Here is an 11,313-nt window from a genome sequence, read left to right on the forward strand (position 1 = left end):
GTGAATTTTCTCTTTCCCCTCGCCCTTGCTGTCGCTGCCGGATTGGCCACCGGCTTCGGGGGCTTGCTGACATTGCGCATCGGCGCGCGGCGCGATCTGGTGTTCGGCCTGACCGGGGGGCTGGTGATCGGGCTTGCCCTGCTCGATCTCGTTCCCGCCGCGCTTGAAAGCGGCAGTGGCCATCGTCATGCCGGCCTCGTCTTCGCGATGGTCGCGTCCGGTTTTGCCGGTTACCTGCTGCTGCACCGCTTGCCTGGCGCCGCCAGTCTTGGGCGCATAACCTTGCTGGTGCACAGCATGATGGACGGGTTGATCATCGGTCTTGCCTTCGCGGTGTCCAGCGCGACCGGGTGGTTGGTGGCGCTGGCGGTGCTGGCGCACGACATGGCGGATGGGGCGAACATGGTGGGGCTCAGCCTGTCGGCAGCGCCCCTGCAAAACCCATGGCGCTGGCTGCTCGCCAACGCGCTTGCGCCTGTGGCGGGGTTGATGCTTGGCTACCTTGTCCCTGTCGAGCCCGGCGCGTTTTCATTGGTTCTGGCGGTCTTTGCGGGCGGGTTCCTCTATATCGGCACGGTGGAATTGCTGCCGCGCAGCGCGGGAGCCGAACGCGGGCTGCATGGCGCGTTAGCCTGCATGGCCGGGCTGGGAGCGATGGCGCTGGTCACTCATCTCGCCCATTGACCGCCTTCATCCCCGTCCAACCGATCCATCGTCGATCAGTCGCCTCTCAAACCCGACGAACCGTTGGTCGACCGTCTTTTCAAATGCGATGTTATTACATTACCAATCATCGCGGGTCGCAAGGGAGGTTTTGTGACGAATGCGGGGGTTGCGTCGGTTTCCGGCACAGGGGAAGTATTTGCCAAATCATCACGCCTTATCAGCCGATTGGCGCTACATCGGGCATTTGCGCGAAAGGCGCTATGGGCAGCGATAGGCTTGATGCTGGCCACTGGCCTGGCCGGGCAGGTCATGGCCGCGCCGCTGCAATGCGTGCCCTATGCGCGCGATCGATCGGGCATTCAGATCCACGGTAATGCCTGGACCTGGTGGGGCCAGGCCGCCGGTGTCTACGCGCGGGGCACCGAGCCGCGCGTGGGTGCGGTGGTTGCGATGGCGCCTTCGCGCGCGATGCCGCTGGGTCATGTCGCGGTGGTCGAAAAGATCGTCGATGACCGGCACATCCTGCTCGATCACGCCAACTGGTCTTCGCCCGGACAGGTCGAAATCGGCGCGCTGGCGGAGGATGTTTCGGCCAAGGGGGACTGGAGCGAAGTGCGTGTGTGGTACGCGCCAAGCGGCGCGCTGGGTATGCGCACGAACCCCGTCTTCGGTTTCATCTATGCGGAGGGCGTTGGGAATCCGGTCGAACTTGCCGTAGCCAATCCCAATAGTGACAGAGATCGTGAGTTGTAAGGGAGTAACATAACATTTCATTCGGTAATAGGATGGCGCCGGCCAAAACTGGTGATCGAAACGCTGGGATTGCGCTTCATTGGACGCCTGATCCCTTCCGAATTAGATCCCTAGGAAATCTACTTATCCCAGGTTAAGCGGCGTGAAATTAAGCGCCGATATTCTTTGCAGATTACGGATATCGATCTCGAAGGCGCGTACGATGGACGCCACCCCATTCCGGACCACATCCTGGTATGTATCGGCGATGGAAGGACTTGTCGCCGCCGTGCAGGAACTTTCCCACGCGCGCGACCTCAACGCGGTAACCGCAGTCATTCGAGATGCCGCGCGAAACCTGACCGGGGCGGATGGCGCCACTTTCGTCCTGCGGGACGGCGACCAGTGCTACTACGCCGAGGAGAATGCGATTGCCCCCTTGTGGAAGGGCAAACGCTTTCCGATGAGTGCCTGCGTCAGCGGTTGGGTCATGCTGAACGCCCAGAGCGCGGTGATCGAAGATATCTATAACGATCCGCGCGTGCCCGTCGAAGCCTATCGTCCCACTTTCGTAAAGAGTCTGGCAATGGTGCCGATCCGGCGTGCGTCGCCGATCGGCGCTATCGGCAATTACTGGTCCAGCCAGCGCGTGCCTTCGGCAGAGGAATTGGCGATACTTCAGGCGCTGGCCGACACCACCTCGGTCGCGCTGGAGAATGCAGACCTCTATATGCGACTGCACGCCATGGTGGTTGCCTTGCAGGAACAGCAGGCGCGCATCAGCAAGCAGCACGCCAGTCTCAGCGTGTTCACACGGGCATTGGCGCACGATCTTCGCGAGCCGGTGCGAACCCTAATGTCTTTCTCGGAATTGCTGCGCGATGGAGTGGGGGATGGGGCCAAGCAGGATACCTATTTGCGCTTCATCGGCGAATCCGCGTCACGCATGGGCAAGCTGATCGATTCCGTTTCGCAGTATACCCGGTTGGATGCCCCCGAAGTTATCGAACGAACGTCGTGCAATCTGGCGGAGATCATTGATGAAGTGCGCCAGAACCTGGCCTTCATCATTGAGGACCGCCGCGCGACGGTGATGCACGGACCTTTGCCTGATCTGATCGCGCATCCGGTCCATTTACGGCAATTGTTCCAGAACCTGGTCGCCAATGCGATCTCCCACAATGCGCCGGGGATCACGGTGACGATCGGCCACTCGGTCGCTGACGGGCACGGCATCTTCACGGTGGCGGACGACGGGATCGGTATCCCGCAGGACGAATTGGAGCACGTGTTCCGGCCGTTCCATCGGCTGGTGCACAACAACGAATCCAGCGGGCTGGGCCTTGCCATCTGCCAGCGCATCGTCGCGACATACGGGGGCGAAATCGGCTGTGTCCCCAGCAAGGGCGCGACCTTTCGCTTCACCCTGCCGGAAGCGGAGCAGCCGACTTTGCCCGGCGGCGATGATGAAGGCACATCGTCGCCCATCGCCAATGTGCTGATTGTGGACGATCGCGAGGCCGACCTGGAACTGACCGAACTCGCCCTGTTCACGCGGCCCAAGCTGCGCTGCAACCTGCTCAGCGTGCGCGATGGACGCGAAGCCTATCGCCTGCTCACCGCGCCGGAAAGCGTGGTCGACCTGATCCTTTTGGATATCAACATGCCCGATGTGGACGGGTTCCGCCTGCTTGAGCAAATCCGGGGTGATGATGACTTGCACGACATGAATGTCATCATGTGCAGCGGTTCGGACTATGAGCCGGACCAGAAGCGGTCCTTCGAACTTGGCGCCGTTGGATATCTGCTGAAACCACCCCGGCTCGCGAACTTCAGGGATATCCTATCAGGGTTACCGGGCCTGCGGCTCGTCGATGAAGAGGCTGGCATGGCGCTGGTCCGGGGAAATCCTAGGCAGGGCTAACCGGGGCGAAGCCTTACTGGATGCCCCAGTGGCCGACGATGAACGAGCATCACCACTGGCCGCGTCAGGACCAGTCCTGAGCTTCAATCGGAACTGAGCGTTAGTAGATTCGGAGAAGGTACGGGGTTAACAATATAATCGTAGGCAGTTTTATTATTGGTATTGCACACAAGCAGGTGTCTGCGCGGTTCAATAGATGGCCGAATTATTTGCAATCGGCTATTCGCAGTATTGGGCGCGGCTGCTGGCAAATTCTTACGATCCGTCGTTCAAGCCCGCCGTTGGATTGATGAATGTATGGCGGGTTTGGAGGGACTAAAACGAACGCGAGAATGTCAGCTATGTCGGCGAATCCTGCATAAGGGCAGAGTGTTATCGGCAAGTCGCGCCGAAGGGGCGATCAATGACCTACCGGGAAGGTCTGGCCAGTTTCGATTCCTTCGATCGAGCGAAGGTAGGCGCCTGCGACATGCGATGCCGGCACGGGTTGATGACCAGGCAGCAGGTTGGTGCCGATCTTGTCCACGGACTCCTGCAGGATGGTGGGGCTTATTGCATTGATCCTTCGGTCGCGCCCGATTTCGGCGGCGGCGCCGATCACGAAGGCTTCTATGCCGCCATCGACGATGCTGGCGCCGATACCGCCGAGCCACGGCATGCGGGACATGATGCCCGAAATCAGCGTAAACGACCCGCCTTCCCGCACATGGGGCAAGCCCTGGAGAACGATGTCGATCTGTGAGGAGAGCTTGCCCCTGATCGCTTCGTCGATATGCGCCAGCGTGGTATCATGCAGTGGAAGCAGCGGTACCACGCCGACGGTGCAAGCCACTGCATCGACCGCACCGACTGCGGCATAGGCGGCAGCGATGGAGGCGGTGTCGGTTATGTCTATGCGCAGTTCGCCCTTTTCAGGATCGGCATCGAAATCGGCAGTGGCCACCTCATGTCCGCGTTCGCGCAACATGTGGAGCACGGCGCTGCCCACGGTGCCGGACGTACCGATGAGAAAGACGCGCTTCGTTGCGATGGTCATGCAGTGGCTCCGGTAATGTCGAACCAGCGGGTGGCTGCGGCATGTTCGATGGCGGCGATGAGGAGCGGATCATATTCACCCTCGTCGATTTCGACATTCTTCTGCGCGATGTCGCGCCGCGCGATACGCCAGCCGTCTGCGGTGCGGACCGCACGGTCGGAATAGAGCGCATTGCCGCGAATGCGGCGTACCCGGCCCGGCGTATCGGTGGGGTGAAGGGTGATGTAGATCACCTCGCTTACCACATGGGCGCTCTCGCCATCCGCGTCGAAGCGGTAGAGCGTATTGCCGATAAGGTGCTGGCCGGAGATGCGCGTCTTGTTGAATTCCTGCAAGAAACGCCCGAATTCGTCGGCGCTGCGGTTTTCCATGGGCATGCCGGGAAAGTGGATCGTCGCGTCTTGGGTGAAGATACCTTCGTACAGGCGCCATTCGTCCTGGTCCTGGGCCTGTCCGTAGCGGACCAGCAGGTCGGAGATCTCGGCGCGGGCGAGCAGTTCGTCGTCGGTGATCTTGGGCATTAGGAATGTCCTGGATGGAGAGTGGCGCCCGGTAGCCAGGCGGTGGCAAGTGTGGTGCGCACGGCCTCGGCGATGGGCGACACGAAGGGCAGCACCGTGCCGTTCGCTGCCTTACGGACGATGACGTGGCGCACGATGCGCCATTCGCCGCCTTCGCGCCGAAATTCGTCGATATAGAGGCCCGGCGTCACTTCGCGCGAAGCGCCGCCGGCTGCCTGTTCGAGCGTGGTGGCGAGAAATTCGGTGACGGTGCGGGCACTGTCGCCATCGACTTCGGCGTGCAGATTGCCGAGCAGGTGCTGGCCGGACAGCCGCAGAGGGTCGAACGTAGCGGCCAGCATCTCGCGGAAGGCGACAAAGCCGAGTGCGCCGTCCATGTAGCCGGGAACCTCGACCTGGCCATCCAAGTGGAAGGCACTGTCGTAGAGCGGCCATGACCGTTGATCCACGCCATGCGCATAGCGGGTCATACAGTCCTGTAATTCGGCACGGTCACGCAGTGCCTGCCACGTGAGGCTCATGCAGCAACTTCCGGTGCGATCTCGGCAGCCTCTATCAGCGCGCGATTTTCCAGCGGCTCGGTGATCGTCAGGAACTGTCCGACATGGCGGGGTGCCACCACTTCGGATAGCGCGAATGCGGCAAGGTCCTGGTAGGTCACGCAAGAGGAACGGTCGAGTTCGATGCGGGTGTAGACCTGGTGGGGGCGGCCCAGTTCGCCCTCGTAAATCGCAGGGTTGCGGATCACGGTCCAGTCCACCGGCGCATCGCTGGCGGCAATGAACTCCTCCGTATAGTCCTTGTCGAGCACCCGGTTCTTCACCAGATCGCGCAGCCAGGTGACATAAGCCGAACCATCGTTGCTGCCGCCGGCACCATGGGTACTCATCAGCACGATGCGGCGCTTGCCGTGGCGCGGGAGGGCATCGAACAGCAGGCGGGTGGAGACGAGGCAGACGTCGACCGAGGCGGAATCGTCGATCTCCGCGCGGCTCCTGCCTGCGGCGGGAATGCCCAGGCTGCAGATGACGGCGTCGTTCTCCGAAACCAGTTTCTCGATGATGGCCGGGTCGCGGGCGTCGCCGATCACGACTTCGAGGTTGTCGCCCCGGATCGGCAGACCCTCAGGCCGACGCACCAGGGCGGAGACCTTGTGCCCGGCGGCGAGCGCCTGCTCGACGATAACCTGGCCGGTACGTCCGGTGGCGCCGAGAACAGCGATTTTCATGTTGTGCTCCTATCGGTGGAAACGAGGAAAGGGGTGAGCGCTGCGGCGAGTGCGGCCGGGGATTTGTCCGGAAGCTGGCGCGCTTCCTCACCATCGAGGCCGGCTAGGGCTGCGTTCGCGGCATATTTCCGGCCGATCGCGGCGGTCGAGAGCGCATTGCGGAGGCTTCCCGGCGCGTCGTCAATGCGCAGGCGCTGTGATCGGCCGGCCGCATGGACCGTCACGGCGGCGGGATAGCTGCGATCCGGGGCAAGCGGGGTGATTTCGGGCGAGGCGATCAGCGTGACCCTGGCTCCAGCGGCGAGGACGGCCGGATCGGTCAGGCGAATACCCAGCAAGTGCTCCGGCAGGACGGCACCGTTTGCCAGCAGACAGCCGATGGCGAAGGGAAAGCTGAATTGGGCATGGTCGGCGGATTGTGGCGGCAGAAAGGCTAGCGCTTCTAGGCCAGGCATGACCTCGACTTCGATGCGCTCGATCATCCCGGCATTCCATTCCTGCCCCCAATTCCCCTCCTGTTCGTGGAGGATGGTCTCGATCGCGGCGAGGGCGGGGTGGATGGCGCGGCAACAGGGCCAGGGCTTCGTGTAGGTGGCGAGAATGTGCCAGGCTTCACCGATGCTGGATACGAACGGGTTTGCTGCCTGTGCGGTGTCGAATGGGCTGGGCGCGATGCCGAGGGAGGGCTTCGCCGGCGCGCCGCCGAAACCGGCTTCGGCCAGAAGCGCGGCGGTGACGGCCGCAGCGGCGGCCGGGCCGATCAATTCCTTGACCATCGGCAGTTGCAGGCTGGCCAATGGACCATGGGCGGCGGCGATGTGGATGGCGCTCAGAATAGTGTCGGCTGTGGCGCCTCGGTAGCTGGCGACCGCCGCTGCAGCGCCGATGGCGCTTGCCGCACCGGTGCAGTGATAGGGGCCGCCGCTGATCTCCGGTTTGAGCAGATAGCCGGCGCGGATCGCGACTTCGTAGCCGACGACCAGCGCAGCGAGCAGATCCTCGCGGGTTTCGTGGCCCCGGGTTGTGGCGAGAAGTGCAGGCAGGATGGTCGAGCCCGGATGGATGCCACCGCCTTCGTAATGGCCATCGTCATGGTCGAAGGCGGATGCGGCAATGGCCCAGGCGAGGGCGCGCATCGCGGCGGATACGTCGGAGCCTGCCGAATCCAGAGCAATTGCGCGCCGCGCCGCCGCGAACGCAGTGCTGCGGGTGCCCGCGAGAAGGCAGCCCAGCGTGTCCCTCAATGCAGTTTCCGCGCGCCCTTGAACGGCGACGGGCAGATCGCGCCAATCCAGGGATGCGGCGAAATGGGCCATGACCAGGGCGTTCATCCGGCAGCATCCCAGCGTTTCGCGTGCCGGCGCATGGCGGCTGCCATTCGCGCCAGGCAATAGATGGCCATGGCGATGAGCGCGGCCAGCATGGTGATGGCGGCGGGAAGCGGAGTGATCGCGGCCTTCAGGTCTTCCCAGAGGCGCAGCGCCAGCGGCATCGCGTCGGATGAACTGAGGAACAGGCCTGCGCTGATATCGTCCACCGCCAACAGGAACGCGAACACGAAGGCGCTGGCAAAGGCGGTGGCAAGCAGCGGCATGGTAACCGTGCGCGCGCTTGTCAGCGGCCCGGCGCCGAGGGTGGCTGCGGCGCGGGCAAGGTGGGGATCCAGGCGGCGGGCGGCGGCTCCGACCAGCAGGAAGCCGTAGGGCAAGCCAGTCACCGCGTAGATTGCCACGAACAGCACCGACGATTCGATGCCGCTCCAGCGCAGCGCCACAAGGTAGAGCGCGGCCGTCACCGTGATGGGCGAAACGACCAGCGGCGCGGCGACCGCCAGCGTTACCAGTCGCGCCCGGCGAGCAGGCAGGCGCAGCGACGCGAGTGCGGCCATGGCGCCGGTGAGGCTGGCGATCGCGGCGGCGCTTATGGCAATGCGCAGCGTGAATGCGGCCGACCCGAGCAGGTCAGGATCGCCCAGAAAGGTCTCGATCCAACGCAGCGAGTAGGCGCGCGGCGGGAAGCGCAAGTAGAAGTCGTCGCTGAGCGAAAGCGGCGCGAGGATCACCAGCGGCACCAGCAGCAGTGCCAACACGAAAACGAAGATCATACCGACCGGAACCCAGCGCCACGGTGCCACCACGCGCGCCAGCGGTTCAAGGCTGCGCAGCAGACGGGCGGAAAGGCGCCCCGCCCCGGCCCTCTGCGCATAGCTGCGCAGGATTGTGGCCAGGCCGCAGGAGAGCAGTACCAGCGCGAACATGACGACGATCCGGGCGGATGCTCCGGCATCGTCGCCCAGCGTGTTGATCCGTACTTCCAATTCCTGCGAGAGCAGATAGCTGTCGGGCGCGCCGAGCAGCGTCGGGATGGCGTAGAAGCCAAGGCAGGTGAGAAAGACCAGCGCGCAGCTGACACCGATGCCGGGCAGGGCCAGCGGCAGGACGGCGGTGAGCCAAGCTGTTACCGGATCCGCGCCCAGGCTGCGTGCGGCGCGCGACATGCGCAAGTCGATGCCCTGCATCACCCCGTAGAGCGGCAGGATGAACAGCGGCAGTGTAACCTGCACGCTGGCCAGCAGCATCGCGCCGTCGGTAAAGGCCAGCTTCACCGGATGTGCCCAGCCCAGCACGTGCAGTGCGGAGTTGACGAGCCCGCGCGATCCCAGGATCGCGAGCCAGGCATAGCTGCGGATCAGCGTGCCGATGGTGAATGACACGCCCATCGCCACCAACATCACCCGGCGTGCCCATCCGGAGTAGCGCACCAGCGCATAGGCGGTGGGCGTGCCCAGAAGCAGGCAGGCGAGCGTCACCAGCGCCGCAAAGCGCAGGGTGTCGCTCAGCACGGCGCGGAAGGAACTGTCGAGGATGCTGGCGTAGGCCGAAAGGTCGAACGCGCCGCCCGGAAACACCGACCGCCATAGCGAAAGCCCGAAAGGCGCGAACAGCAGGCCGAGGCTGATCGCCAGCGCCGGAAGACACGCCAGCCAGATGAGTGCGCTGGTGCGCGGAGATGCCGCGGCGCTCATTTGCCCACCACCTCGGTCTCCCACAGCTTGACGCTGAGCGCGACGTTGCTGAGGCCGGGTCGGTCTTCTCTCGCCCACCAGTCGTCGTCCTGCATGATCTGCCTTGGCAGGTTCTGCGGCGCAGTGGGAAGGTGCGCCGCCCTGCCCGGTGGCAGAAGGGAAAAGGCCCGCTGGTTGGCGGGACTGTAGCCGATCAGCTGGGCGAAATGCGCCTGCCGGTCGGGCCGCAGCGCAAAGGCCATGAAGCGCAGCGCATTGGCATGGTTGGGCGCGCCGCGCGGGATGGCCCAATAGCCGCCCTGAAGTATGCCTTGATTCCACGTGAACAGGGATCCGGCGTCCCGAGCCTCCGGCGTGTCCACCGGGCCGTTCCAGATATTGCCGATGACGACGTTCTGCTCGTTCAGCATCTGCAAGGCATCGCCGCTCGACAGCCAGTAACGCGCAATGGATGGGCGGATGCGGCGCAGGGCGCGGATCGCACGGTCCCAATCGAGGGGGTAGAGGCGGTCTGCGGGGACGCCGTCGGCCAGCAGGGCGATCTCGAAAGTCGCGGCCATTTGCCCCATCAGGCCAGAGCCGAGCATGCGTTCGCCCGGATGGCGCCCGGTGTCCCACATGTCCGCCCAGCCCGCGGGCTCACGATCGGGGAAGAGTTCCTGGCGATAGGCCAGCACGGTCGAGGCGTAGAACGAGGGCAGCGCATGCTTGCGCGGCTTGCGGGGGCCGAGTGCGGCGATGTCCTGCGGATCGAAACCGCGCAGGTCTATTGGCGTGAGCAGTCCGTCACGCTCGAAGCGGGGAAGGTCGGCACCGGACATGTCGGCCACGTCGATCACCGGGCGGCCCTGTTCGATGCTGGTGCGCAGCTTGCCCGCCATGACGAAGGGTACGGTGCGCACGCGGATGCCCGTCTCCTGCTCGAACGGTTTGTAGAAAGCCCGGCGTTGGGCGCGGCCCCAGAAACTGCCGCCGTCGCAGAGAATGACCTCGGCGCCCTTGCGCGATGGCGCGCAGGCAGTTGTGGCCGCTGCCAGCCCGAAAGCAAGCGCGCCGCGCCGATCGAAGTGGCGGCTCATCGTGCGCCCACCGGATAGGCGCAGGCCGCGCCGGGGTAGATCGTCACGCCAACTGCCGTCCCGGGTGTCGGTGCGAGGTCGGAGATCGGCTGGACTGCGTTGAGCTGTTCGCCCGAGGGCAGTTCCAATTGCACGATGCGATGGGTGCCGGCAAACAGCGCGGTGAGCACCGTGGCTGCCAGCGCACCATCGCGACGTTCGTGAAACGATACATCCTCGGGACGGACCACGAGGGCGGCCGGCGAACCGGTGACCGGCGGCAGTCCGGGCCAGCGCGCGTCGAGGGGCACGCCGCACAGGTGAACCTTCCCGCCTTGACCCGTCATGGCGCCGAGGCGGTTGGCCCCGGCCCAAAGGAACTCTGCGGCAAAGGCGCTGGCGGGATTGCCGTAGATGTCTTCCACGGCGCCCACCTGCTCGAGGCGCCCCTCATTCATGATCGCGATCCGGTCGGCCAGAGCCAATGCCTCGCGCTGATCGTGGGTCACGTAGATGACGGTGGAGCGGGTTTGCTGTAGCAGCAGCTTGAGTTCGATCTGCAATTGCTCACGCAACGCGCGGTCGAGCGCCCCCATGGGCTCGTCCATCAGCAGGACGGCGGGTTCGGCGGCCAGTGCCCGGGCGATCGCCACGCGCTGCTGCTGGCCGCCCGACAGGGTGTGAATGCGCCGATCCGCAAAACCCTGAAGGCGGACCGACGCTAGCAAGCGATCCACCCGATCGCGGGTTTCCGCACGGGAAGCGCGCCGGCGGACCAGCGGGTATGCGATGTTCTCAGCCACGCTCAGATGCGGAAAAAGCGCATAGTGCTGAAACACCATGCCGATCTGGCGGGCATGGACGGGCAGCGCGACGATGCTGCGCCCATCGATGCAGATATCGCCCTGGTCCGGTTGCTCGAACCCGGCGACCAGATTGAGGAGCGTAGACTTGCCGGAGCCGCTGGGGCCGAGCAGGGCGATGCGCTCGCCCGGCTCGATCGCCAGCGACACGCCGTCCAGCACTGCGGGGCCGGCGAAGCCTTTGCTTACCGCGCGTATATCGAGCGGCGCGGGAGTAGAGGCCGTGTCGGGGCGGGCCTGCCTGGAAAGGATCACGTCAG

The 11,313-nt window shown here is 64.4% G+C and carries 11 protein-coding genes; 3 read left to right on the top strand and 8 right to left on the bottom strand.

What is annotated here, in order from left to right:
- The 3 genes from WBP07_RS29500 to WBP07_RS29510 all read left to right on the top strand — a co-directional run bounded on the left by WBP07_RS29500 (position 1) and on the right by WBP07_RS29510 (position 3,322).
- The gene (locus WBP07_RS29500; protein WP_395396790.1) at positions 1–684 is read left to right on the top strand and encodes a ZIP family metal transporter; all 684 of its coding nucleotides are present in this window, start codon (positions 1–3) and stop codon (positions 682–684) included.
- A 261-nt stretch (positions 685–945) separates the two neighbouring features.
- The gene (locus WBP07_RS29505) at positions 946–1,419 is read left to right on the top strand and encodes a CHAP domain-containing protein (RefSeq protein WP_395396791.1); all 474 of its coding nucleotides are present in this window, start codon (positions 946–948) and stop codon (positions 1,417–1,419) included.
- A 202-nt stretch (positions 1,420–1,621) separates the two neighbouring features.
- Positions 1,622–3,322, top strand: a complete 1,701-nt coding sequence (locus WBP07_RS29510) for an ATP-binding protein (RefSeq protein ID WP_395396792.1) — start codon at positions 1,622–1,624, stop codon at positions 3,320–3,322.
- Between the two features lie 400 nt (positions 3,323–3,722).
- Here the strand turns inward: WBP07_RS29510 and WBP07_RS29515 are convergent, their stop codons facing one another.
- From WBP07_RS29515 to WBP07_RS29550, 8 genes are read right to left on the bottom strand one after another with little or no spacing between them, the layout of a single operon-like run.
- Positions 3,723–4,358, bottom strand: coding sequence for a short chain dehydrogenase (locus tag WBP07_RS29515; RefSeq protein ID WP_395396793.1), 636 nt, complete (start codon positions 4,356–4,358; stop codon positions 3,723–3,725).
- Complete coding sequence (locus tag WBP07_RS29520; RefSeq protein ID WP_395396794.1) at positions 4,355–4,879, bottom strand: nuclear transport factor 2 family protein; 525 nt, start codon at positions 4,877–4,879, stop codon at positions 4,355–4,357. The genes WBP07_RS29515 and WBP07_RS29520 overlap by 4 nt, the downstream gene beginning before the upstream one ends.
- Complete coding sequence (locus WBP07_RS29525; protein WP_395396795.1) at positions 4,879–5,400, bottom strand: nuclear transport factor 2 family protein; 522 nt, start codon at positions 5,398–5,400, stop codon at positions 4,879–4,881. Before WBP07_RS29525 ends, WBP07_RS29520 begins: the two co-directional genes overlap by 1 nt.
- Positions 5,397–6,107: an NAD(P)-dependent oxidoreductase gene (locus WBP07_RS29530; protein WP_395396796.1), complete on the bottom strand. Its 711-nt coding sequence runs from the start codon at positions 6,105–6,107 to the stop codon at positions 5,397–5,399. The genes WBP07_RS29525 and WBP07_RS29530 overlap by 4 nt, the downstream gene beginning before the upstream one ends.
- Positions 6,104–7,438 carry an MmgE/PrpD family protein gene (locus WBP07_RS29535; RefSeq protein WP_395396797.1) on the bottom strand — a complete coding sequence of 445 codons (1,335 nt, stop codon included), beginning with the start codon at positions 7,436–7,438 and terminating at the stop codon, positions 6,104–6,106. Before WBP07_RS29535 ends, WBP07_RS29530 begins: the two co-directional genes overlap by 4 nt.
- Positions 7,435–9,132 carry an ABC transporter permease subunit gene (locus WBP07_RS29540; RefSeq protein WP_395396798.1) on the bottom strand — a complete coding sequence of 566 codons (1,698 nt, stop codon included), beginning with the start codon at positions 9,130–9,132 and terminating at the stop codon, positions 7,435–7,437. Before WBP07_RS29540 ends, WBP07_RS29535 begins: the two co-directional genes overlap by 4 nt.
- Positions 9,129–10,211, bottom strand: a complete 1,083-nt coding sequence (locus WBP07_RS29545; RefSeq protein WP_395396799.1) for an extracellular solute-binding protein — start codon at positions 10,209–10,211, stop codon at positions 9,129–9,131. Before WBP07_RS29545 ends, WBP07_RS29540 begins: the two co-directional genes overlap by 4 nt.
- Complete coding sequence (locus tag WBP07_RS29550) at positions 10,208–11,308, bottom strand: ABC transporter ATP-binding protein (RefSeq protein ID WP_395396800.1); 1,101 nt, start codon at positions 11,306–11,308, stop codon at positions 10,208–10,210. The genes WBP07_RS29545 and WBP07_RS29550 overlap by 4 nt, the downstream gene beginning before the upstream one ends.
- Between the last annotated feature and the right edge of the window lie 5 nt (positions 11,309–11,313).

The sequence above is a fragment of the Novosphingobium oxfordense genome (assembly GCF_044029435.1).
In the GTDB taxonomy this organism is placed as follows: Bacteria; Pseudomonadota; Alphaproteobacteria; order Sphingomonadales; family Sphingomonadaceae; genus Novosphingobium.